The sequence below is a fragment of the Microbacterium sp. PI-1 genome, assembly GCF_004337555.1.
Lineage (GTDB): Bacteria > Actinomycetota > Actinomycetes > Actinomycetales > Microbacteriaceae > Microbacterium > Microbacterium aurugineum.
On the sequence record NZ_SJYZ01000008.1, the window covers coordinates 48,688 to 71,001 of the forward strand.

Genomic DNA, 22,314 nt, shown 5'->3' on the forward strand with positions numbered 1-22,314 from the left:
CGCCAGCCAGCCTCGGCACTTGTGCCTCAAGGGTTTGCGTGCGGGTCTTGCAAGAGTTGCAATGGGGCCAGATTCACGTCGTTACGTGGAGCCCTCCGCTCGAGTCCCCACTGTACCACCACGAACGTCGACTGCGAGCAGGAGCGCCTCCCACGGGGTGTCGGTGACCTGGTCGGCCAGCTCCACCGCGTCTTGACGACTCCCCGGTCCGTCCGCGAGGACGAGAACGCTCGGCCCGGCACCGGAGACGACCGCCGCGAAGCCCGCCTTGCGCAGCGCCTGCACGAGTCGCTGGGTCTCCGGCATGGCCCCGGCCCGGTAGTCCTGATGAAGCCGATCGGCAGTCGCATCGAGGAGCAGTTCCGGGCTCTGCATGAGGGCGGCGATCAACAGCGCCGAGCGGGAGACGTTGAACACCGCATCCGCTGTGGACACATGGGGCGGCTGCAGCGATCGCGCCTGCGAGGTGGACATCGTGTAGGCCGGGACGAGGACGAGCGGCGAGACACCGCGGTGCACGAGCAGCTTCTTGTGCTGCGGGCCGTGCTCTCCCATCCAGGCGATCGTCAATCCGCCGAAGAGCGCAGGGGCGACGTTGTCGGGGTGGCCCTCGATCTCGGTGGCCAGGCGCAACAGATCGGTGTCGCCGATCTCGACGTCGCCCGCGAGGAGCCCCTTCGCCGCGAGCACCCCCGCGGCGACGGCAGCCCCGGAGGATCCGAGACCGCGGCCGTGCGGCACGCCGTTCTCGGCGACGATGCGCAGTCCGGGCACCGGTCGGCCCGCGTCCGCGAAGACATAGGCGATCGTCCGGACGATGAGGTTCGAGGCGTCGCGCGGAATCTCGGCCGCACCCGAACCGGTGACCTCGATGTCGAGTTCACCGGCCGGCAGCGCGGTGACCTGGAGCGTGTCGTAGATGCTGAGGGCCAGGCCGAGCGTGTCGAATCCCGGACCGAGGTTCGCGCTGGTCGCGGGGACCCGCACCTCGACGGTGCGCCCCTCGACGGATACCCCGTCGACCGGGGGCAGTGCTGTCGCCACCGTCACTCGCCTTCCACGCGGAGCACCGACACGACCCGTGCCACGACGGCACTGTCGGCGAGGGCGTCGACGGTGGCGCTGAGTGCCTGCTCGGTCGCACGGTGGGTTCCGATGATCAACCGTGCGGTCGGCTCGTCCTCGCCTTCGACGGTCTGCACGACGGTCGCGACGGAGACTCCTCCGTCGCTGAGGATGCCCGCGACCGTGGCGAGCACTCCGGGCGCATCCGAGACCTCGAGCGTGATCTGGTAGCGCGTGGTGACGTGTCCGATCGGGACGACCGGAAGATTCGCGCGGGTCGATTCGCCCACGCCGACGCCGCCGGCGATGTGGCGACGGGCCGCCGAGACCACGTCTCCGAGCACGGCGGACGCGGTCTGGACGCCACCGGCACCCGCACCGTAGAACATCAGGGATCCGGCGGCCTCCGCCTCGACGAACACGGCGTTGTTGGCACCGTGCACCGAAGCGAGGGGGTGGGAGTTCGGGACCAGCGCCGGGTACACGCGCACCGAGATCGACTCGGCACCGTTCGCCTCGATCCGCTCGCACACGGCGAGCAGCTTGATCACGAAGCCCGCTGCGCGCGCCTCCTCGATCATCGACGGGGTGATCGACGTGATCCCCTCGCGGTACACGGCATCGAGCGGCACCGCGGTGTGGAAGGCGAGGCTCGCGAGGATCGCGGCCTTCTGCGCGGCGTCATAGCCCTCGACATCGGCGGTCGGGTCGGCCTCGGCGTACCCGAGGCGCTGCGCGTCGGCGAGCACATCGGCGAAGTCCGCGCCCTCGCTGTCCATCCGATCGAGGATGTAGTTCGTGGTGCCGTTGACGATGCCCATGATGCGCACCACTCGGTCACCCGCCAGCGAGTCGCGCAGGGGGCGGATGATCGGGATCGCACCCGCGGCCGCGGCTTCGTAGTACACGGAGGCACCGACGCGGTCGGCCGCTTCGAACAGCTCGGGGCCGTGGGTCGCCAGCAGCGCCTTGTTGGCCGTGACCACGTCCGCACCGGCGCCGATCGCCTGCAGGATGGTGCTGCGGGCCGGCTCGATGCCGCCGATGAGTTCGATCACGATGTCCGCGCCGAGGACCAGCGATTCCGCATCGGTGGTGAAGAGCTCCGCGGGGAGATCGACGTCGCGGGGCGCGTTCACATCGCGCACTGCGATGCCGGCGAGTTCCAGTTCGGCACCCGCGCGGTCGGCCAGCTCGTCACCGTGGCGCAGCAGGAGCGCCGCGACCTGGGAGCCGACCGCTCCCGCACCCAGCAGTGCCACACGAAGTCGTCGGTAGTCAGTCATGGTTACTCCTTCGGAGGTGGGTCATTTGTCTCGATCGGCGGCCGGCGCCCCGTCGATGCCCATGTCACGGGCCAGCACATCGACGAGGGTCTCGCCACGGACGATGACCGTCGACCGGCCTTCGCGCACGGCGACGACCGGCGGACGCGGAACGTGGTTGTAGTTGCTGGCCAGCGACACGCAGTACGCGCCGGTCGCCGGTACCGCCAAGAGGTCTCCGGGCACGAGATCGTCGGGCAGATACTCGTGATCGACCACGATGTCGCCCGATTCGCAGTGCTTGCCCACGACCCGGCTGAGGCGGGGCTCGCCCGCACCGACGCGCGAAGCAAGGCGTGCAGAGAACTGCGCTCCGTACAGAGCGGGGCGCGCGTTGTCACTCATTCCGCCATCGACGCTGACGTAGCGGCGCACGGCACCCGACTCCACCGTCACGTCCTTGGTGGTGCCGACCTCGTAGATGGTGACGCCGGCGGTACCGACGATCGCGCGGCCCGGCTCGAACGACAGGGCAGGCATCGGGATTCCGCGCGCGGCACACCCCTCCGCCACCGCGTCGACGATCTCACCGGCGAGGTCCTCGATCGGCGTCGGGTCGTCCACGCGCGTGTAGGCGATGCCGAAGCCGCCGCCGAGGTTGAGCTGCGGCACCGGGCCGTCCTGGAGCAGGGTGGCATGCAGGTCGAGCACGCGCGACGCCGACTCGCGGAATCCTGCGACGCCGAAGATCTGTGAGCCGATGTGACAGTGCAGGCCCGCGAACACCAGCCCGGGAATCTCCCGGATCCGGGCGACGGCGTGCTCGGCGTCCGGCAGCGGGAAGCCGAACTTCTGATCCTCGTGGGCCGTGGCGAGGAAGTCGTGCGTCTCGGCGTGCACACCGCTGATCACACGCACCAGTACCCGTTGCGTGGCGCCGGTGCGGGCGGTGATGGCCGCGAGCCGCTCGATCTCGATCGCGCTGTCCACGATGATCGTGCCGACTCCGACCTCGACCGCACGCTCCAGCTCGGCCACCGACTTGTTGTTGCCGTGGAAACCGAGGGACGCCGGGGCGACACCGGCAGCGAGCGCGACCGCGAGCTCCCCTCCGGTGCAGACGTCGATGCGGAGCCCCTCGTCGACAACCCAGCGCGCCACGGTCGTGCACAGGAACGCCTTGCCTGCGTAGTAGACCTGCGCCGTCGTCCCGTGCTCGGCCGCTGCACGATCGAACGCGACACGGAACCGTCGGGCACGACCCCGCACCTCATCCTCGTCCAGGACCAGCAGCGGCGAGCCGTAGGTACGGGTGAGCGAGGGGGCGCTGACGCCGGCGATGAGGAGCGCGCCGTCGTCGTCGCGCACGGCGGACTCGGGCCAGACGCCGTCGGCGAGATCGTTCGCGTCGTCGGGGACGACGAGCCATTCCGGAGCGAGCGAATCGGCAGGGGGAAGCACTGATCACCAATCGTGGGAAGGATCTCGGGCGAGCGGGCGCACATCGAGGTTGTCCCGATTCTAGGGCACCGGCCCCGCCACCCTGGTCAGAGTGACGCTCGACGTCAAGCCCCCTGTGATGAGCAGTTCACGGCTCCTAGGGTGGGGACGTGGCGAACACCGAAACACCGACAGACTCCCCCGCGCGCCCCGGACTGGTCGCGCGCATCACGGGCCCGCTCATCGCGTGGGCTCTGGCACGGCGCCCGGTGCGCGCGGCATTGCTGTACAGCGAGCGACGCGGGCCGATGCTCGCCGACAGCGTCACCTACCGCGCGTTGTTCAGCGTCTTCGCCGGCGTACTGCTCGGCTTCTCGATCGCCGCGCTCTGGCTCGCGGGGAATCCGGCAGCGTTGCAGGCGATCATCGATGCCGTCGAGGCGGCCGTGCCGGGACTGATCGGAGAGGAAGGGGTGATCGATCCGGACGCCCTCCGGGCGCCCGCATCCTTCTCCATCGCCGGCATCATCTCCCTGATCGCCCTGGTGGGCGCCGCGCTGAGCGCCATCGGCTCGTTGCGCACGGCGGTGCGGGTCCTCGCCGGCACCCTGCAGGACGACATCCTGTGGATCTGGGTCATCCTGCGCAATCTCGCTCTCGCGCTCGGCATCGGTCTGGCGTTCGTCGTCTCGGCAGGACTCACGTTCGTCGGTCAGCTCGGCGTGACGTGGATCGCCGACATCCTGGGCCTCCCGTCCGATTCCCCTGCGGTGACGTGGGGCGTGCGTCTGCTCTCACTCCTGGTCGTGTTCGCTCTCGACACCGCACTCATCATCGGCGTCTTCCGCGTGCTCTCGGGAGTGCGCCCGGCCGCGCGCTCCCTGTGGCCCGGCGCGCTGCTCGGCGCCTTCGGCCTCCTGGTCCTGCAGGAGCTGTCCGGCCTGTTCGTGGGCGGCGCGACGAGCAACCCGCTCCTCGCCTCCTTCGCCACGCTGCTCGCGCTGCTCATCTGGTTGAACTTCTCCGCGCAGGTGATGCTGTTCGCCTGCGCGTACATCGTCACGGCCGAGGAAGAGGCCTCGGACCGCGTGCACGCACGTTATGCCGCGACCACCTTCCCTCAGCGGCGTCTGCAGCGGGCCGAGGTCGACGTGCGGATTGCGACGGCGGAGCTGCGGGCCGCGCAGGAGGCCGTAGCAGCGGACACGTCGTCCTAGCGTCACCGCGCCCCGCTACATCACCACGGCTCCGTTGTGACCATTCCGCCTATACTGGTCACAACGAGAGGAAGCCATGCACGCTCGACGACGGCGGATCGACCTTCCCCACGCCACGGTCTCCGCGCTGGAGTGGCGGCCGTCGACGGAGTCCGGGCCGCCCGTGCTGCTGTTGCACGGTGGAGGTGCCGACAGTGCCGCTCTCTCCTGGGGCGAGGTCGGCCCCGCCCTCGCCGACGCCGGACACCGCGTCTTCGCGCCTGATCATCCCGGCTTCGGACAGAGCCCGAGCGCCGCGTGGACCCTCACGCAGGAGAACCTCGTCCGCCACGTCGGCGAACTCGTCGACGCCCTCGAGCTGAGCGACTACGCGATCGCCGGACTCTCCCTCGGCGGCGGGATGACGATCGGGCATCTGTTCGACCGCCCCGCCGGGGCGCGCACCGCTGTCCTCCTCGGATGCTACGGAGTGATGCCCCGCCTCGCCGACGGCCCGCTCGGTCGGGTGACCCATCTGGCCTCCTTCCTCCTCCTGCGCTCGGGCCTGCTGGCTGCGATGACCCGCTCGTACGCGCGCAACGCCTCGGCGATGGAGCGCGGTCTGCGCGACCTGGTCCGCGATCCGCGTGCGCGCACACCGGAACTCGTGGACGCCGTGGCCGTCGAAGCGGCGAACGGAACAGGCTTGGCGACCTTCGGTCAGTGGCAGCGCGACCAAGTGCAGTGGAATCGGTTGCGCACGGTCTACACGGAACGGCTGCCGTCGATCCGCACCCCGACGCTGTTCGTGCACGGAACCCGGGACTCGGGCGTTCCGCTCGCACGCATCGAGAAGGCCTCTGAGCTGCTGCCGGATGCAGCCCTGCTCACGGTCCCCGAAGCCGGGCACTGGGTCCAGCGCGACCGGCCCGATCTCGTGATCCCCGCGATGATCGAACACCTGCGAAGGAGCGACGATGCCGCGACCGCGCGTCCCTGACCGGAGAGAACGCATCCTCGATGCCGCAGAAGAGCTCGTGCTCGCTCAGGGCTTCGACCATATGAGTGTCGCGTCCGTCGCCGCACGCGCAGGCATCGGCAAGGGCGCCGTGTATCTGGAGTTCGCCGGCAAACGCGATGTCCTCGATGCCCTGCTCCTGCGAGGGAACACGCGCATGGCCGATCGCGTCCGCCGCGAGTTAGGAGATCACCCTCGTCTCGGCGATGTCTGCCGGGCGACTGCGCGAGCGCTGCTGGATGATCCGCTGATGACTGCGGCCTTCCTGGATGACCGGGGCGTGCTCGGCTCCCACGTGATGGAGGTGACCGACGATCGCTACCGGACACGCCATCACCGAGTGGTCGAGTGGTTCCGGGAACTGCAGGATCGCCACCTCATCATCGCCGACGTCGATCCCCGCTCGCTCGCCCTGGCCCTGTCGAGCGCGACGATCGGGCTCCTCTCTGCGGCGCGTCTGCTCGGCCCGCTCGATCGGTCCCTGCTGGAGGACACGATCGACACCATCGGCCGGATGGCCGCGACCTTCGAAACGGAGCGATGATGCAACGGGAATCCTCCGCTCCGGCCCACGACGGCCCGATGCTGCTCCTCCACGGCGGGGGCGTGGCCGGATGGATGTGGGATCCGCTGCGTTCCCACCTCACCGCGGAGCATAACCTCCTCGTTCCGGATCTCCCGGGCCACGGCCGCAACGCCGCCGATCCGTATGTGTCGCACGCAGAGACCACCGCCGCACTCGCGCAACTCCTCGAGGAGGAAGGAGGTTCTGCGACGGTCGTCGGGTTCTCGCTCGGCGCGCAACTGGCCGTCCGACTCGCCGCGGAACGGCCCGACCTCGTGGACCGCGTGGTCGTCATCAGCGCGCAGGCCACGCCGATGCGAGGCACCGCCGCGACGCTCGCGATGCTCGGCGCCCTGTCGTGGCTCGCGCGGCAGAGGTGGTTCGCGAAGCTGCAGGCGCGTCAGCTGTACATCCCCGATGAACTCCTCCCCGAGTACATCCGGACCTCCGCAGGCATATCCCGAGAGACCCTCCTGCGCTCCGTCGAAGAGAATCTCCGGTTCGTTCCCCCCACGGCGTGGGGAGCCTTTCCCGGCGACGCGGTGATCCTGGTCGGCGCCGCGGAGAAAGCACTCATGAAACGCTCTGCCGCCGCACTCGACGCGGCCCTCCCACAGAGCACGCTCCAGGTCGTGGACGGATGCGGCCACGGCATACCGCTGCAACGTCCGGCCTGGCTGGCACAGCGGATCGAGGACTGGCTCGCCGACACCGCTGAACGCCCCTAGCGACGCTCCCTCAGCTCGGGCAGACGCCCTTGTCCTGCAACGACGTGTCCGTGACGATCGCTCCGTCGACGTCGACGTCGATCACCGCCGCGCCATCGACGATCTCGAGCCCGGTGAGGGTGAGTCCGGCGGGGAGTTGATCGGCGATGCACACCCGCTGCGGTTTCGTGACCTCCTGACCGAGCGAGCCGAGCGTCGAACCGACCTGATCGAGGTCGATGTCGAGCCCGCCGATGCTGGCGGCCACGGGTGTGAGTTCGAGGTCGCCGTCGACGACTCCGGGGGTGACGGTCAAGGAGAGCGGCACGGACGCGCCGAACACGGTGATCGATCCGCTCACGGTGGCGTTCGGAGCCTCGAGCTCGACGGATTCGATGGGAAGGTCTGTGCCGGCGAGCAGGGAGGTGAACTGCCCCTGATCGACGCGGATCGTCCCGGAGGCGCCGCCGAGCTCACCGCCGCGCAGCGGGACGTCGGTCGCCATGACCTCCGCCGCACCCGTGATGCCTTCGAGGGTGACCGAATCGGTCGACAGACGCAGGGACTCCAGGTTTCCGCCGATGAGTTGCGGAAGCACCAGGCCCTGCGTCTCGACATCGAGCTGCTGATCGGCGGGCAGATCGAGCTGCTCCACGACGATCGACCGCACGATGCCCGGCAGCACGGCGCGCGCCACGAACTCGGCGGCGACGACGAGCGCTGCCAGAACGATCACCACGACCAGCAGCACCCAGGGCCAGCGACGTCTCCGGGTCGCGCCCTCGGGTGACTGCTCAGGCGAAGAACCGGGGATCACGAGCGTCGGATGCTCAGCACCGGCCTCCGGATACGGGAGGGTGTGGTTGTCGTCGCTCATGACGCGACCATCACATGCGCTCGGGGGCGCTGACCCCGAGGAGGTCGAGGCCGTTGCGGAACACCTGACCGGCGGCATCGTTCAGCCACAGGCGGGTGCGGTGGACCGTCTCGATCGGGTCATCGCCCTGAGGGATGACGCGGCAGTTGTCGTACCAGCGGTGGTACAGCCCCGCGAGCTCCTCGAGGTACCGCGCGACACGGTGGGGCTCACGCACCTGGGCGGCGAACGCGACGATGCGCGGGAACTCCTGCAGAGCCCCGAGAAGGGCGGCCTCGGATTCGTGCGTGAGGGTCTCCGGGGCGAACTCGGAGCGGTCGACGCCGGAGTCGGCGGCGTTTCGGGCGACGTTGTGCGTCCGGGCGTGGGCATACTGCACGTAGAACACCGGGTTGTCGTTGGTGCGCTTCTGCAGCAGCTCGGGATCGAGATCGAGCGGGGAGTCCGCAGGCGAGCGCTCCAAGGAGTAACGGAGCGCGTCGGTGCCGAGCCAGTCGAGCAGGTCGTCCATCTCGATGATGTTGCCGGCGCGCTTGCTGAGGCGGGCACCGTTGATCGACACCATCTGTCCGATCAGCACCTCGACGTTCTTCTCCGGATCCTCACCCGCCGCACCCGCGATGGCCTTGAGCCTGTGCACGTAGCCGTGGTGGTCGGCGCCGAGCAGGTAGATCTTGTTCTGGAACCCGCGGTCTCCCTTGTTCAGGTAGTACGCGGCATCGGCGGCGAAGTAGGTGTACTCGCCGTTCGAACGGCGGATGACACGGTCCTTGTCGTCGCCGAAGTCGGTGGTGCGCACCCAGACCGCACCGTCCTCGTCGAAGACGTGGCCCTGCTCGCGCAGACGGTCGACGGCCTGATCGATCAGGCTCGACCCCGACGCGTCCTTCGCGTGCAGCGTGCGCTCGGAGAACCACACGTCGAAGGGCACGTTGAAGCGGCCGAGGGAGGACCGGATCTCGGCGAGCTGGAATTCATAGGCGAGCTCGAGCGCCACCTCCGACTGCTCGTCGTCGGGCAGCTGGAGCAGATCCGGGCGCGATTCGAGAACACGACCGGCGAGCGTCGTGATGTACTCCCCCGGATAGCCGCCCTCGGGGGTGGGCTCGCCCTTCGCCGCAGCGAGAACCGAAAGGGCGAAGCGCTCCATCTGCGCGCCGGCATCGTTGATGTAGTACTCCCGGACGGCGTTCGCGCCGCTCGCGAGGAGGAGGCGGACGATCGAGTCGCCGAGAGCGGCCCACCGCGTGTGTGCGATGTGCAACGGCCCCGTCGGGTTCGCAGAGACGAACTCCACGTTGACGCTGACGCCTTCCTGCGACGTGTTCGTGCCGTAGGCGGAGCCCGCGTCGACGATGACCTTCGCCAGGGCGCCGGCGGCGGCCGCATCGAGCCGGATGTTGATGAAGCCCGGACCGGCGACCTCGGCGCTCGCGATCCCCTCGACCCCACCGAGACCGTCGGCGATCTGCTGGGCGAGCTCCCGCGGGTTCGTGCCGAAGGGCTTGGCGAGGCGCATGGCGATGTTCGTCGCCCAGTCGCCGTGGTCGCGGTTGCGCGGACGCTCCAGCACGATGTCGGCGGCGGTGAGTTCCAGAGGCTCACCGGGACGTCGTTCCTCGGCGAGGGGTGCGAGGACGGCAAGGACGGCGGCGGCGAGCGATTCGGGGTTCATAGCCTTCTCAGTTTACGGGGCGCCACGTCGGCATCCGACGGCACGGGACGTGCGGAATTCGCAATCCGCTCACGGTGATCTACTCTCGTCCCATGAAGGCCACCGTCCCGCGCCGTCGACTGCACCGCGCAGGAGTGGCCATCGCCCTCCTCCTCGCCGTGACTGCGGGTGTTCTCGGAGTATGGCGACCGTGGATCCCCCTTCCCGCGGCGGCACCGATGGGCGCCGCGATCGAGGGTGCAGACGCCGCGTCCGAGGCGCTCGCCCCTGCTCCGCTCACCCTGCCCGAGCACCCGACCGTTCTGGTCTTCGGCGACTCCTGGACCTACGGCTCTGCGGCGACGGTACCGGCGCTCGGCTACGCCTACGTCCTCGCGAGCCTGATCGACGGCCAGACGATCGTCAACGGCGTCCGAGGGAGCGGATATCTCAAGCCGGGTCTCGACGGCCCGACCTTCGGCGAGCGCATCGCCGCACTCGACCCCGCCCTCTCCCCCGACCTCGTGATCATGCAGGGATCCATCAACGACCGGAAGCAGGGCGTCGCAGGCTACCGCGAGGCCGTCGCCGCAGCCTGGGACGCGATGGCTGCGAAGTATCCGGAGGCGGCGATCGTCGTGCTCGGCCCGGCACCGCACGAGCTCCCCGTGGGCACGACGACCGCTCGCATCGACACGGATCTGGGTGAGCTCGCCGCGGCACGGGGCTGGTGGTACATCTCCCCCATCGCCCAGGGCTGGATCACCGCACAGAACTATCTCGATGTGATCGACGTCGATCTGGGACGCAAGCACCCTTCGACCGAAGGACACCGCTACCTGGCCGAAAAGGTCGCCGCCGCCCTCGACGAGATGCGCGCCGCGCCGGTCACCGAGGCGGGCGGGTCGGAGACGACCCCCGACGAGTGATATTGTCGATCGGTACGCCTCCGTAGCTCAGTGGATAGAGCGCCGGTTTCCGGTACCGTAGGTCGCAGGTTCGACTCCTGTCGGGGGCACAACACCATCAGAAGGCCGCTCTTCGGAGCGGCCTTCCGTGTTCCAGCCACCCCGATATGAGATTCGCGAGGTTCGGGCGCGACCAGGAGCCGACGATGGCAGCGTCTCCGGCGTGGTCATTCCGTCACGCGCCGCGCGGTGTACCCGGCAGCTTGGTCTCCGTCGAGCAGGATGACATCGCCGTTCGACAGCCGCGAGCACGGCTGCTCCGTCACCGTCTCGATGCCGAGCCGCAAGAGCGTGCCGTGCGCCACGACCACGGTGTTCACTCCCTCCCGAAGGAGCTCTCTCAGGGCACCGGCAGCGCGGTCGGCAGTGGCCGCGACGGATTCGGCACCCGGATACTCCTGGTCCGGCCACCGCTCCCAGACCTCGGCGATCGGCAGACCGTCGGCCTCACCGTAGTGCCGCTCGACGAGGTCCTCATGCACGCGGTAGTCCGCACGGGGGATGTGACCACGGATGATCTCGGCCGACTGCGCCGCACGTCGCAGCGGAGACGTGACGATCTGCGACCAGACTGCCCTCGCCAGCAGACGACCCGCAGCATCGGCCTGGGCCTCACCGACCCGATCGAGGGCGATGTCGGACTGCCCCTGCATTCTGCGTTCGTGATTCCACGCGGTCCGTCCGTGCCTGACCAGCGCGAGCGTCATGCCGACATCACCGCCTCGCGCGCGGCAGCGTGTCCCCCGGCCTGTGGATAGACCACCGCCTCTTCGATGTGGACGGAGACGGCATCCCCGACCAGATGACGGCTTCCGCTCGTCCGCGCACGGAGATGTGTGCCCTGCCAGTCCACGACGACGTCGCTGCCGTCGGGGGCGAAGAGCGAGGAGCGGATGACGGCATCGCCGCCCGGTGTGAGGGTGATGGAGCCGGGAAGGACCGCAGCGGTAGCCCGCGCAACGCTCGCCCGTCCGGGGCAGGGGACGCTCAGCGGATGATCGGCGGCAGAGAAGACGCCGTCGACGACATGTCCCTCCACGAGCGTGGCGTCGGAGAGGAACTTCGCGACGAACGGGCTGTCCGGGCGAGCGAGCAGGTTCGTCGGGGTGTCGACCTGTTGGATGCGTCCCCCGTCGAGCACGGCGACGCGGTCGGCGAGCGCGAGAGCCTCCGAACGGTCGTGGGTCACATGGACGACGGTCAACCCCATCTCCCGCGTGAGGGTGCGCAGCTCGAGACGAAGCCGATCACGGAGCGGTTCGTCGAGGGCGGAGAGCGCTTCGTCCAGGAGAAGCACGCGGGGGCGAGCGACCAGAGCACGGGCCAGGGCGACACGCTGTCTCTGGCCACCGGACAGAGTTGCAGGGTCACGGCGCTCGTAGCCCGCGAGTCCCACGAGGTCCAATGCCTCGCCGACGCGGGTCCGTCGTTCGGCGCGCGGGACCTTGGCGCGCCGCAACGGATACTCGACGTTGCGACCGACGTCCCAGTGCGGCCAGACGGCGTGCTGCTGGAACACCATCCCGAGCCGCCGCTGCTCCGGTGGCACGGCGACGCCCGGGCCGGCGATGACGCGGTCGTCGATCAGGACCCGACCGGCCGTGGGCGTCAAGAACCCTGCGATACTGCGCAGCAGCGTCGTCTTCCCGGATCCGGACGGGCCGACGAGGGCGAGGAACTCCCCGTCTGCGATCTGCAGGTCGATGTCGGCGAGTCCGACGGCACCGGAGCGGTATCGCAGAGAGACGTGATCGAGCGTGACGGAGGCCATGGGCGTCCTTTCTGTTACTTCGTCTTCGGGATCGCAAGCCCGATGACGGCGAGTCCGAGCACGGCCACGATGAGCGACCATGCGGCGGCGGTGCTGAACGCGCCCGCCTGTTGAAAGCTGAAGATCGCGACCCCGAGGGTCTGCGACCCGGGAGAGAGGAGAAGCACCGAGAGTGTGAGCTCACGCACAGCGGTCACGGCAACGATCACGGCGCCGGAGAGAGCGGCGGGCGCCGCCATGCGGCAGGAGATGTCGATCAGGGCGCGCACCCGTGTCGCACCGCCGATCCGCGCCGCCTCTTCCGCACTGGTCGGTGTCGATGCGAGCGGAGCCGCGACAGCCTGCACCACGAGCGCTGTGAACGAGGTGACGTATGCCGCGAGGATCAGCCACGGTGTGTTGAACAGCCCCAGCGCAGGTGCGAGCACGAGCCAGGCCACGGCGATGACGATGCCGGGCACTGCCTGCGGCACCATCGCGACGGCCCCGAGCGCCCGGGTGGCACGACTCGGAACCCGCGACACGAGCAATCCGATGGCCAGACCCACGACGCCGCAGATCACCGCCGCCAGGACAGCGAGCATCACCGAGTTCGTCGCCCCCTCCAGCGCGTTCCTCGTGGTGAGTGCACGGATGAGGTGGTCCAGTGTGAGGTTGTCCCAGGTGAGGGGCACGCCGGGCGCGCGCAGCAACGTCTGCGTCAGCAGGGCGATGAGGGGCAGGACCGTGATGGTCAGCACCACGAGCCACATCGCCACTCCGAGCCCGGCCCGAGCGCGACCGAGCGAGACGCGTTCGATGACGGCGCTCGAGGAATCCAGTTCCCATCCGCGTCGTCCGATCATGGCATCGGCGACCAGCGCGAGGACCGCCAGCACCAGCAGGACGATGCCTATCGTCGCGACCACGGCCAGCGGGTCATCGACCGTGCCCGACTGCAGGTAGCGGTAGACGAGGGTCGCAAGGGTCGTGAAGCGCTCGGGCAACCCGATGATCGACGGGATGCCGAAGTCGGCGAGGTTCCCGACCGCGATCAGCACGAACGACGACAGGAGTGCCGGCCTCAGCAGCGGGATCGTGACGGAGGTGAGAGCGCCCACCGGCCCGGCGCCTCCGACCCGCGCGGCCTGTTCGAGATCGGTGGGGATGCGGCGCAATGCCGCAGAGACGATGAGCATGGCGATCGGGTAGCTGTGGATCGTGAGCAGCACGATGACGCCGTCCGCACCGTAGATCGACCAGAGCGGCCCGCCGAACATGTCGCGCCACCACAGGTTCAGCGGGCTGGTGGGGCCGGCAACACCGAGCCAGGCGATGGCGCCGACGAACGGAGGCATGAGCAACGGGCTCAGCGCGAGGAGACGAAGGGCTGAGCGCCCCGGCAGATCGGTGCGTTCCAGGAGCACCGCGAAGGCGGTGCCGACGACGACCGCCAGCACCGCAGAGACCCCGGCGGAGAGCAGGCTGTTCGCACCGGCTTCCAGGACGTCGCCCTGAAGAAGGACCTGTGCCTGCTGTCCTCCGCCTGCCAGCACCAGGATCGCGCCGATGGGGAGCAGGATGAACGCTCCGCAGGCCGCCCACAGGGCGACCGTGAGGAGACTGACCCCGTCGAACCTTCGGGACCCGTCAGCGCGGGTCCGGCGCGATGCCGGACCCGCGACAGGAGTGGAGATGTCGGCCATCTAGAGGAACAGCGAGCGGAAGGTCTCGACCGCGGCGTCCTGCGTGCTGCGGATCGTCTCGAGGTCCGGGGAGAGGATCTCGATGTCGTCCATCGACGGTGCACCGTCCGGCGTGCCGACGTCGGAGCGCACCGGCAGGTACGACTGCTCGACTGCGAGCTCCTGGCCGGCGGCACTCACCAGGAAGTCGACGAACGCCTTCGACGCTGCCTCCGCGTCGGTGTCCGCGAAGATCCCGACGGGCTGGGACACGTACGGCACACCCTCGCTCGGGTAGGACACGGCGATCGGCGACCCCTGTGCGGCGAGCTCGCGGACCAGGTAGTCGACGACGATGCCGACGGGCTGCGCGCCGGTGGCGACGGCCTGAGACACCGGACCGTTGCTGTCGGCGATGACCGGGCGGTTCTCGGCCAGAGCCGTCATCCACTTCTCCCCCAGCTGGTCGTCGTCCAGCCACACGGCGGCGTTGTAGGCCGCGGCTCCGGACACATCGGGATTCGGCATCACGATCTTGTCGGCGTACTCGGCGTCGGTGAGGTCCTTCCACGACTCGGGGGCCTCGGTGACGATGCCGGTGTTGTAGGCGATGACGGTGGGGATGATCCTCGTGCCGGTGTAGAAGCTCTCGGGATCGACGACATCGGGATTCAGTGCATCCACGTCAGCCGGTGTGTACTTCAGCAGGAGGTCGTCCGCCGCGTACCCCTCGAACGTGCCGGCATCGGCGGCGAGGAACACATCGGCCTGGATGCCGCCCGACGCCTGCTCTGTTGCGACACGAGTGGTCAGGTCGCCGGTGCCGGCGCGGAAGACCTCGACGGTGATCTCGGGGTGGATCTCATTGAAGGCGGCGACGAGCTCGTCGGCCTTCTCCTGGGGTTCGGAGGTGTAGAGCGTGATGGTGGTCGGCTCCAGGGCCGCGGCGGACTCCTCGGATGTCGCGGTGGATGCCGGCGTCGGGGCGCAGCCGGCGAGGGCGAAGGCGGCGACGCCGAACAGGGCGACGGGAGCGGTCTTGCGAAGGAATGACATGGTGTCCAATCAGGGTTCAGGTGGAGATGACGGAGGAGAAGATCGGCGCGGGCGAATCGAGCCCGACGTTGGTGACGGCGACCCCGCGCGGCAGGAGGTGCACGAGAGAGAACATCGCGAGGTCGTGTCCGCTCACGCGGTTCGGACCGGCATCCATCACCTGGTGATAGGCCAGCGAGGGACCGACGAAGACGGGGATGCCGCGCAGGGTCGCGGACAGCGGGTGATGGAAGTGCCCGGCGAGAACCGCCCGCACGTCGGAGCCGGTCATGTCGTCGAGGAAGTCGTCCCCGTCCCGCAGGCCCGCCTTCGCCAGCGTCGGCAACGGAGAACCCAGTGGCGCGTGATGAAGCGCCACGACCGTGCCGCTGCCGTGCGGCGTGCGCAACACGTCTCGGAGCCACGCACGCTGGTCGATACCGAGCTCACCGCGAGACGAATCCAGGATGACGAAGCGGAGCTCGTCGATGAGGTACACCCGGTGGTGGGTCCGCTCATGGCCGCGCAGCACACGCGCGGCATCGGGCTCGTCGTGATTGCCGAGTGCCGTGAGCACCGGTACGCCCGCAGTCTCCGAGAGCTCGTCGAATGCGTCGCGCAGCGCCGGGTAGGCGGCGGCGTTCCCCCGCTGCACCAGGTCACCGGTGACGACGATTGCCTCCGGCGTGATGCGGGCGTCTCGCAGATAGGCACCGACGGCGCGCAACCGAGCGAATCCGTCGACGGTGTCGTAGAGAAGACCGCTGCTCGTGGCGTGGACATCGCTGAGGTGCAGCACCGTGAGCCGCCCGGTCTCGCGACTCATGCGGAGGCCCCTTCCTTGCGACGCAGCGCTGCGAGGCGGTCCGGGGCGAGACCGTGTTCGCGGAGATACGCCTCGGCCCCACCCTGTTCTCGGATGACGGCCAACGCGTGGGCGATGGCCTCCGGCGGGCTCTCCAGGTGCAGTCGCAGAACCTCGGCTCGCTCCCGGGCGTCGACGGAAACCGCGATGCGCTCGGCATGCTCCTCCCGCACCGGACGAACCTCCGGACCGGATCGCACGTAGTCCGCGATCACATCCTCTTCGCTGACCCCCGCAGCGAGTCGTGCCAGCGCGACGACGAGCCCGGTACGGTCTTTCCCTGCCGTGCAGTGCACGAGGGCCGCTCCCTCGGCATCCGCGATCGCTCCGACCGCCGCGGTCAGCGCACGCCCCCTGGTTCGGAGCAACCCCTCGTAGATCGCTTCGAGGGAGCCGGTGGCTGGCGGCTCAGCCCCGTAGACGGGGACCGACGCGACACGGATGCGGTGGGAGACGGCTCCGGTCTCCGCAGGCTCGCGCAGGTCGACGATGACGCTCACCCGCAGCGCGCTCAGAGCTAACTCTCCCGCATCGCTCAGCGACTCCGGCGCACCGGAGCGGAGTAGCCAGGGCGAACCCGTCGCGTTCGCCCGGACGTTGAACAGACCGTCCACCTCAATCGCCCGCATGAGCCCACCCCGCCGTTACATGTATTTCGAACCACACGAAACGCCATTACAGTCGGGGCGCCCCACCGTCTGCTGGCCCGGCGATGACGCACTGCTGACCAGGAGGTGAACGGTCGGGTTCGCTACTCCTCGGTGATCGCTTCCGCGACGACGTGACGCATACCCGCTGCATCCGACGGAGTCACATCGGACGCGAGAGCCGAGTGCAGCGCGTGAAGCACCACGGTGTGCCCGATTCGGGCGAGAAACGGGTCGACATCGTGCGTCACGGCTGCCGGCCCTGTCGCGATGACGATGTCGGCAGTGCGTCCGATCGGCGAGCGAGCGAAGCTGGTGACGACCGCGACGCGTGCTCCGCGGTCCGCAGCGGCCGCGCACGCACGGAGCGTCTGCACGTTCGCACCGGAATAGCTCAGCCCGAAGCACAGATCGTCTTCACCCAGGGTGTTGACGGCGAACTGCTGCGCGAGCGGATCGACGGGCGCCTCCACCGGGCGCCCCAGGATGCTGAGCCGCATCGCGAAGTCCTGCAGCGGTGGTCCGGAGAACCCGTTGCTGACGAGCACCACGCGGCGCGCATGACGCAACGCCATCGCGGCCTCGCGGAGGAGCGCCGGGTTCACGCACTCCTGAGCCAGACGTACGGCCTCGACCGCATCGTCGAAGGTGTCGGAGCCGGCTTCCTCTTCGCGGGGCCGCAAGGGGGTCGAGCGGGCGAGTTCGAGCCGGAGATGCTGGAACCCGCGGAAACCCAGGCTCTGGCAGGCGCGGATCACCGTCGCCGTCGACGTTCCCGCCGCCTCCGCGAGTTCCGCCGTCGACCACACGACGACCTCGGTCGGACGCTCGATTATCAGCGCTGCCACCCGTGACTCACTGGGGCCGAGCAGGGACGACGAAGCGCGTACCCGAGCGAGCACGCTCAGATCAGGGCGCGAGATGACCATGGCTTCCTCACCGGCGCGCGTCGGACTGCGCCTGCATGGAATGTAGCGCCTGATTTCGAACAGGAAGCAAACGAGGTCGGGACCTTCCACCTCGATCACGAACGCACCCCCGTGTGCTGCTGGCACCGCGCAGCGATTCGCGGGAAGCTGAGGCATGAGGTTTCTCCCCCTGCTGTGGCGCTATCCGGCCATCACGATCACCGTCCTCGTGTTCGTCGGCGTGCTGGTCCTCCACGCGAGCGGAACGGCCGACCTCGGCCGATGGATCGCGACGGGCTACGTGGCGGTGTTCGTCGCCTGGACCCTGGTCGGGATGGTGCGCGACGTGCTCCGCGGTCACGTCGGGCTCGACATCCTGGCGGTGGTCGCGATGGTCGCCACGCTCGCGGTCGGCGAGTACATCGCCTCCCTCATCATCGTGCTGATGCTCTCGGGAGGAGAGGCTCTCGAGGACTTCGCCGGACGCCGCGCGAAACGCGACCTGTCCGCGCTGCTGGATCGCTCCCCGCGCATCGCCCACGTGCTCGTGCATCCGGAGACCACGGAATCGGATGATGTCCGGGATGTTCCCGTGGATCAGGTCTCCGTCGACGACGTCCTCCTGGTGCGACCGTCCGAGATCGTCCCGGTCGACGGCACCCTCCTGACCGCGACGGGAACCTTCGATGAGTCCTCGCTGACCGGCGAGAGCATGCCTGTGACCCGCGAGGCTGGCGGAGAGGTGCTCTCCGGGGCGATCAACGGAACCCGCGCTGTGCGCATTCAAGCCGTTCGCACGAGTGCGGACAGCCAATACCAGCAGATCGTGGCACTCGTGCACGAAGCGGAGGCGTCCCATGCTCCGGTCGTGCGACTGGCCGACCGCTTCGCGATCCCGTTCACGGCGGTGTCGCTCGTGCTCGCGGGCGCCGCGTGGGCGATCTCCGGCGAATCGGCACGGTTCGCCGAGGTGCTCGTGCTCGCCACGCCGTGCCCCCTCCTGATCGCGGCTCCCGTCGCCTTCCTCGGCGGACTGTCGCGCGCAGCGAAGGCCGGAGTCATCATGAAGGGCGGCGCCGTCCTCGAACAGATCGCGCGCGTGCGGTCGGCCGCTTTCGACAAGACGGGCACGCTCACGCAGGGCAGACCGGAGCTCGTCGACGTGCGCCCGACGAACGGCTTCGATGCGGACGAACTCCTGCAGCTCGCCGCCTCGGCGGAGCAGTACTCGACGCATGTCCTCGCCGAGGGCATCCGACGGGCGGCCGAGCAGCGCGGTCTCCCCCTCCATTCCGCCGAGGAAGCGCGCGAGGAGGCGACGAACGGTGTGGTCGCCCGCATCGGCGGGCGGGTGGTGGTGGTCGGCAAACCGGCCTACGTCTCCTCCCACGCGCCCGATACGGTGCGCGCGACGCTCGACGTGAGCCAGGCCGCCGCGTATGTGTGCGTCGACGGTCGCTTCGCCGGCGTCCTCGTGCTCGCCGACCATCCGCGACCGGAGGCGGGATCGGTCGTCTCCTGGCTGCGCGGGAACAGCGTCGAACGGATCGTGATGCTCACCGGGGACGTGGGTCCGACGGCGGAATCCGTCGCCCATCAGGTGGGGATATCCGAGGTCCACGCGGAGCTGCTTCCTCCGGAGAAGGTGCGTCTGGCCGCCGAACTCCACCCGCGGCCGGTGATGATGGTCGGCGACGGGGTCAACGACGCGCCCGTGCTCGCCGCCGCCGACATCGGCATCGCCATGGGAGCGAAAGGAGCGACGGCCGCCGGCGACGCCGCCGATGTCGTGATCCTCGTCGATTCCCTGGCGAAGGTCGTGGACGCGCTCTCCATCGGCCGCCACACCCTGCGCGTCGCGCTCACGGCGATCTGGATCGGTATCGGGCTGAGCGTCGGGCTCATGGTCGTCGCGATGACGGGCGTGATTCCGGCGGTGGCCGGGGCTCTCGTCCAGGAACTCGTCGACCTCGCGACCATCCTGTACGCGCTCCGCGCGCTCAGCGGTCCGACCTCATCCCTTCCGCCCACGACGGTGCGGCCGCTACGCGAGGGCGCACGCGAGTCCTCCGGGTGAACTTCTGACGAAAACGCTCGCGTGCGGGGACAACGTGGATAGTCTGGCGTCATCGTGGGAGCCGCCGTCGCCGATGACGCAGCTCACGGCCGAGAGGACCATCGCATGACATCACCGATCCCCGGACGCCTCGCCGACGTCGAGATCGACATCGACATCCCCGCGCGCTCGTCCCTTCCGCTGGTCTTCGACGAGCTGGACTACCAGCTGGCATGCCAGACCTACCTCTGGGCTCTACCCCTGGTCTCGTATGCGCAGTGGAAGACGCAGCACTACGACGTCTTCGGCGCGACGAGCAGCGATCTCGTGCGCTACCTGAGCTACCGGGACCGTCTCGGGCTGATCACCGCCAACGCGACGACCCCCTATATCCTCAACTTCTTCGACCTCGCAGAGACAGGGACCCTCGTCATCGAACTTCCCGCCGGCCCGACGGCCGGGGGCGTCTCCGATTTCTGGCAGCGCGAGGTCGGAGCAATGGGCGAGATGGGCCCGGACCGGGGCGAGGGCGGGAAGTACGTCATCCTCGCACCCGCTGTCGCCGAGCCGGACGACCTCGATGCGGGATACCGCGTCCTCCACTCCTCCGGCGTGAACATCATGTTCGGGTTCCGCACCCTCGATCCCGATCCGGCGCGAGCCGATGCACTCGTGAACGCGGTGCGCATCTATCCGTACGCCGACCGTGCGAACCCCGCGCCGACGCGGATCGTATCCCCCGACGGCCGCGCCTGGACCGGCGACCAGCCCCGCGGCCTCGAGTACTGGAAGCGCCTCCACGCGATCTACCAGAGCGAGGTCGTCGACGAGCGGGACCGTTTCTACCTCGCCATGCTCAAGCAGTTGGGAATCGAGAAGGGAAAGCCGTTCGCGCCCGACGAACGGCTCACGCGCATCCTCGAGCAGGGCGCGGCGACCGGGGAGCTCATGGCGCAAGCGAACACCTTCGCGAAGCGCTTCGACGACGTCAGGTACTGGCCGGACCGGGCGTGGGAACTGGCCATCGTGCTCGACAACCCCGCGCAGCGCGGCGACGGATACGACGAGCTGTTCGAGCGGGCGTCCTGGTTCTACGAGGCCGTGTCCTTCTCTCAGGCGATGAAGAGCACCACGCCGGGGGTCGGTCAGGCGTACCTCGGTTCCTACGTCGACGGCGCGGGCGAGTGGCTCGATGGAGGCCGCGACTACACACTGCATGTCCCCGCGGATGTTCCTGCCAAGCTCTTCTGGTCGGCCACCGTGTACGACGTCACGACGCGCTGTCTGATCGACAACCCTCAGCAGCGTGGTGACCGTGGTTCCCGGGACACCGACCTCACGCTCAACGACGACGGGTCGGTCGACCTGTACTTCGGTCCGGAGGAGCCCGCGGAGGGACCGACGAACTGGGTGCAGACCGTTCCCGGGCGGCATTGGTTCTCGTACTTCCGCTTCTACGGCCCCACCGAGCCGTACTTCGACCGGAGCTGGAAGCTCGGCGACATCACACCGCGCTGACACGGGACGAGCAGCCGCCCGCGCCCGCTGCACCGCCGAGTCTCACCCGAGAGGGGTGACCGGCGGCCTCTCCACGCTTTCGTGGGATGCCAGCATGGAGCCGTCGAACCGCCGATCGATCGAGACGTGAGGATCCGAGATGACCGAGAACGCCGCCCTGCCGTCGTGGCGCGACACCCGCACACGGCGCGAGATCGAGGAGTTCGTCGCCTCCGTCACCGACGGCCCGGGGGCGGTGCCGGTCGAGGAACGGGTCGCCGTGTTCGACAACGACGGCACCCTGTGGTCCGAGAAGCCGATGATCACACAACTGCACTACGTGGTGGAACAGTGGCGCGCCGCCGCGGAGTGCGATCCCGCGCTGGCCGAGAAGCAGCCGTACCTGGCTGCGGTGAGCGGCGACTTCGGTTGGCTGGGCACGGCGATCGACAAGCACTACGGCGGAGACGACTCCGACCTGAAGGTCATCATCCAGGCTCTCGTCGGCCTCACCGATGGGATGAGCGTCGAGGACTATGCCCGCTCGGTCGCCGAGTTCTACGAGGTCGCGCAGCATCCGACGCTCAAGCGTCCCTACGCCGAGACGGTCTATCAGCCGATGGTCGAACTGCTCCGCTACCTCGAGCTGCACGGCTTCACGTGCTACATCGTGTCGGGGGGTGAGCGCGATTTCATGCGCCCGATGACCCAGGCGAACTACGGCATCCCGCCGGAACGCGTCGTCGGGTCGGCGTTCGGCCTCGCCTGGGACGACACGGACGCGACCGTTCGTTACTCGCCGTCCCTGGCCTTCTTCGACGACGGCCCGGAGAAGCCCATCCGGATCTGGACCCGTATCGGTCGACGACCCCTGTTCGTCGGCGGCAACTCCAACGGCGACGCCGCGATGATGGACTTCGCGCGCCGCGGACCACGGCCCGGATTCGCGCTCCTGGTCCACCACGACGACCCGGAACGCGGCGACACGCCCTACGACGCCGGTGCCGAGAAGGTGCTCGCAGACGCTGCGGACAAGGGCTACACCGTGGTCAGCGTGAAGGACGACTGGGAGACCGTGTTCCCCTCGTCGACGCGCGACCCGCAGGCATCCTGAGC

Annotated in this window: 20 protein-coding genes and 1 tRNA gene; 9 read left to right on the top strand and 12 right to left on the bottom strand. The window is 69.0% G+C overall.

The window, feature by feature from the left end; translation table 11 throughout:
• Window positions 1–81: 81 nt before the first annotated feature.
• The 3 genes from thrB to lysA are packed head-to-tail and all read right to left on the bottom strand — an operon-like array spanning window position 82 to window position 3,791.
• Window positions 82–1,050 carry a homoserine kinase gene (thrB, locus tag E0W80_RS08825; RefSeq protein WP_194239211.1) on the bottom strand — a complete coding sequence of 323 codons (969 nt, stop codon included), beginning with the start codon at window positions 1,048–1,050 and terminating at the stop codon, window positions 82–84.
• Window positions 1,047–2,351, bottom strand: a complete 1,305-nt coding sequence (locus E0W80_RS08830; protein ID WP_131492151.1) for a homoserine dehydrogenase — start codon at window positions 2,349–2,351, stop codon at window positions 1,047–1,049. Before E0W80_RS08830 ends, thrB begins: the two co-directional genes overlap by 4 nt.
• Before the next feature lie 21 nt (window positions 2,352–2,372).
• Window positions 2,373–3,791 carry a diaminopimelate decarboxylase gene (gene lysA / locus E0W80_RS08835; protein ID WP_131492152.1) on the bottom strand — a complete coding sequence of 473 codons (1,419 nt, stop codon included), beginning with the start codon at window positions 3,789–3,791 and terminating at the stop codon, window positions 2,373–2,375.
• A gap of 149 nt (window positions 3,792–3,940) precedes the next feature.
• On the opposite strand from lysA, the gene E0W80_RS08840 reads away from it, so the two are divergent.
• The 4 genes from E0W80_RS08840 (at window position 3,941) to E0W80_RS08855 (ending at window position 7,277) form a co-directional block, all read left to right on the top strand.
• On the top strand, window positions 3,941–4,987 hold the full coding sequence (locus tag E0W80_RS08840) for a YihY/virulence factor BrkB family protein (RefSeq protein WP_131492153.1): 1,047 nt from the start codon (window positions 3,941–3,943) through the stop codon (window positions 4,985–4,987).
• 76 nt (window positions 4,988–5,063) lie between these two features.
• The gene (locus E0W80_RS08845) at window positions 5,064–5,966 is read left to right on the top strand and encodes an alpha/beta hydrolase (RefSeq protein WP_131492154.1); all 903 of its coding nucleotides are present in this window, start codon (window positions 5,064–5,066) and stop codon (window positions 5,964–5,966) included.
• Entirely contained in the window at window positions 5,944–6,528 is a 585-nt protein-coding gene (locus E0W80_RS08850; RefSeq protein ID WP_131492155.1) for a TetR/AcrR family transcriptional regulator, read from the top strand. The genes E0W80_RS08845 and E0W80_RS08850 overlap by 23 nt, the downstream gene beginning before the upstream one ends.
• Window positions 6,525–7,277, top strand: coding sequence for an alpha/beta hydrolase (locus tag E0W80_RS08855; RefSeq protein ID WP_240740489.1), 753 nt, complete (start codon window positions 6,525–6,527; stop codon window positions 7,275–7,277). Before E0W80_RS08850 ends, E0W80_RS08855 begins: the two co-directional genes overlap by 4 nt.
• Before the next feature lie 10 nt (window positions 7,278–7,287).
• Here E0W80_RS08855 and E0W80_RS08860 read toward each other — a convergent pair whose 3' ends face one another.
• Entirely contained in the window at window positions 7,288–8,133 is an 846-nt protein-coding gene (locus tag E0W80_RS08860) for a DUF2993 domain-containing protein (RefSeq protein WP_131492156.1), read from the bottom strand.
• Window positions 8,134–8,143: 10 nt separating this feature from the next.
• Window positions 8,144–9,808 carry an arginine--tRNA ligase gene (gene argS, locus E0W80_RS08865; protein ID WP_131492157.1) on the bottom strand — a complete coding sequence of 555 codons (1,665 nt, stop codon included), beginning with the start codon at window positions 9,806–9,808 and terminating at the stop codon, window positions 8,144–8,146.
• Between the two features lie 92 nt (window positions 9,809–9,900).
• Between argS and E0W80_RS08870 the strand changes: the two genes are divergently transcribed.
• Both E0W80_RS08870 and E0W80_RS08875 read left to right on the top strand, forming a co-directional pair.
• Window positions 9,901–10,716 (top strand): SGNH/GDSL hydrolase family protein, encoded by an 816-nt coding sequence (locus E0W80_RS08870; RefSeq protein WP_240740490.1) that lies wholly within the window; start codon window positions 9,901–9,903, stop codon window positions 10,714–10,716.
• A gap of 16 nt (window positions 10,717–10,732) precedes the next feature.
• Window positions 10,733–10,805: transfer RNA gene (locus tag E0W80_RS08875), tRNA-Arg, on the top strand.
• A gap of 117 nt (window positions 10,806–10,922) precedes the next feature.
• Here E0W80_RS08875 and E0W80_RS08880 read toward each other — a convergent pair.
• The 7 genes from E0W80_RS08880 to E0W80_RS08910 all read right to left on the bottom strand — a co-directional run bounded on the left by E0W80_RS08880 (window position 10,923) and on the right by E0W80_RS08910 (window position 17,666).
• Window positions 10,923–11,462, bottom strand: a complete 540-nt coding sequence (locus E0W80_RS08880; protein WP_131492158.1) for a histidine phosphatase family protein — start codon at window positions 11,460–11,462, stop codon at window positions 10,923–10,925.
• Entirely contained in the window at window positions 11,459–12,526 is a 1,068-nt protein-coding gene (locus E0W80_RS08885; protein WP_131492159.1) for an ABC transporter ATP-binding protein, read from the bottom strand. The genes E0W80_RS08880 and E0W80_RS08885 overlap by 4 nt, the downstream gene beginning before the upstream one ends.
• 14 nt (window positions 12,527–12,540) lie before the next feature.
• Window positions 12,541–14,211, bottom strand: coding sequence for an iron ABC transporter permease (locus E0W80_RS08890; protein WP_205802326.1), 1,671 nt, complete (start codon window positions 14,209–14,211; stop codon window positions 12,541–12,543).
• Window positions 14,212–15,246 carry an ABC transporter substrate-binding protein gene (locus E0W80_RS08895; RefSeq protein ID WP_131492160.1) on the bottom strand — a complete coding sequence of 345 codons (1,035 nt, stop codon included), beginning with the start codon at window positions 15,244–15,246 and terminating at the stop codon, window positions 14,212–14,214.
• 16 nt (window positions 15,247–15,262) lie between these two features.
• Window positions 15,263–16,051 (bottom strand): metallophosphoesterase, encoded by a 789-nt coding sequence (locus tag E0W80_RS08900; RefSeq protein ID WP_131492161.1) that lies wholly within the window; start codon window positions 16,049–16,051, stop codon window positions 15,263–15,265.
• On the bottom strand, window positions 16,048–16,719 hold the full coding sequence (locus E0W80_RS08905; protein WP_131492162.1) for a tyrosine-protein phosphatase: 672 nt from the start codon (window positions 16,717–16,719) through the stop codon (window positions 16,048–16,050). The genes E0W80_RS08900 and E0W80_RS08905 overlap by 4 nt, the downstream gene beginning before the upstream one ends.
• 122 nt (window positions 16,720–16,841) lie before the next feature.
• Window positions 16,842–17,666, bottom strand: a complete 825-nt coding sequence (locus E0W80_RS08910; protein ID WP_131492163.1) for a MurR/RpiR family transcriptional regulator — start codon at window positions 17,664–17,666, stop codon at window positions 16,842–16,844.
• Between the two features lie 154 nt (window positions 17,667–17,820).
• Here E0W80_RS08910 and E0W80_RS08915 point away from each other — a divergent pair, with 154 nt between their 5' ends.
• The 3 genes from E0W80_RS08915 to E0W80_RS08925 all read left to right on the top strand — a co-directional run bounded on the left by E0W80_RS08915 (window position 17,821) and on the right by E0W80_RS08925 (window position 22,312).
• Window positions 17,821–19,722 carry a heavy metal translocating P-type ATPase gene (locus E0W80_RS08915; protein WP_131492164.1) on the top strand — a complete coding sequence of 634 codons (1,902 nt, stop codon included), beginning with the start codon at window positions 17,821–17,823 and terminating at the stop codon, window positions 19,720–19,722.
• A 105-nt stretch (window positions 19,723–19,827) separates the two neighbouring features.
• Entirely contained in the window at window positions 19,828–21,219 is a 1,392-nt protein-coding gene (locus E0W80_RS08920) for a DUF1254 domain-containing protein (RefSeq protein WP_131492165.1), read from the top strand.
• Between the two features lie 139 nt (window positions 21,220–21,358).
• Window positions 21,359–22,312 (top strand): HAD family hydrolase, encoded by a 954-nt coding sequence (locus tag E0W80_RS08925; RefSeq protein WP_131492166.1) that lies wholly within the window; start codon window positions 21,359–21,361, stop codon window positions 22,310–22,312.
• Window positions 22,313–22,314 lie beyond the last annotated feature (2 nt).

Excerpts from the sequence above, each read along its gene's own strand:
- E0W80_RS08830 (WP_131492151.1), bottom strand. The coding sequence starts at position 2,351 with ATGACTGACTACCGACGACTTCGTGTGGCACTGCTGGGTGCGGGAGCG.
- E0W80_RS08845 (WP_131492154.1), top strand. The coding sequence starts at position 5,064 with ATGCACGCTCGACGACGGCGGATCGACCTTCCCCACGCCACGGTCTCC.
- E0W80_RS08850 (WP_131492155.1), top strand. The coding sequence starts at position 5,944 with ATGCCGCGACCGCGCGTCCCTGACCGGAGAGAACGCATCCTCGATGCC.
- E0W80_RS08855 (WP_240740489.1), top strand. The coding sequence starts at position 6,525 with ATGATGCAACGGGAATCCTCCGCTCCGGCCCACGACGGCCCGATGCTG.
- E0W80_RS08860 (WP_131492156.1), bottom strand. The coding sequence starts at position 8,133 with ATGAGCGACGACAACCACACCCTCCCGTATCCGGAGGCCGGTGCTGAG.
- argS (WP_131492157.1), bottom strand. The coding sequence starts at position 9,808 with ATGAACCCCGAATCGCTCGCCGCCGCCGTCCTTGCCGTCCTCGCACCC.
- E0W80_RS08870 (WP_240740490.1), top strand. The coding sequence starts at position 9,901 with ATGAAGGCCACCGTCCCGCGCCGTCGACTGCACCGCGCAGGAGTGGCC.
- E0W80_RS08880 (WP_131492158.1), bottom strand. The coding sequence starts at position 11,462 with ATGACGCTCGCGCTGGTCAGGCACGGACGGACCGCGTGGAATCACGAA.
- E0W80_RS08885 (WP_131492159.1), bottom strand. The coding sequence starts at position 12,526 with ATGGCCTCCGTCACGCTCGATCACGTCTCTCTGCGATACCGCTCCGGT.
- E0W80_RS08890 (WP_205802326.1), bottom strand. The coding sequence starts at position 14,211 with ATGGCCGACATCTCCACTCCTGTCGCGGGTCCGGCATCGCGCCGGACC.
- E0W80_RS08895 (WP_131492160.1), bottom strand. The coding sequence starts at position 15,246 with ATGTCATTCCTTCGCAAGACCGCTCCCGTCGCCCTGTTCGGCGTCGCC.
- E0W80_RS08900 (WP_131492161.1), bottom strand. The coding sequence starts at position 16,051 with ATGAGTCGCGAGACCGGGCGGCTCACGGTGCTGCACCTCAGCGATGTC.
- E0W80_RS08905 (WP_131492162.1), bottom strand. The coding sequence starts at position 16,719 with ATGCGGGCGATTGAGGTGGACGGTCTGTTCAACGTCCGGGCGAACGCG.
- E0W80_RS08910 (WP_131492163.1), bottom strand. The coding sequence starts at position 17,666 with ATGGTCATCTCGCGCCCTGATCTGAGCGTGCTCGCTCGGGTACGCGCT.
- E0W80_RS08915 (WP_131492164.1), top strand. The coding sequence starts at position 17,821 with ATGAGGTTTCTCCCCCTGCTGTGGCGCTATCCGGCCATCACGATCACC.
- E0W80_RS08920 (WP_131492165.1), top strand. The coding sequence starts at position 19,828 with ATGACATCACCGATCCCCGGACGCCTCGCCGACGTCGAGATCGACATC.
- E0W80_RS08925 (WP_131492166.1), top strand. The coding sequence starts at position 21,359 with ATGACCGAGAACGCCGCCCTGCCGTCGTGGCGCGACACCCGCACACGG.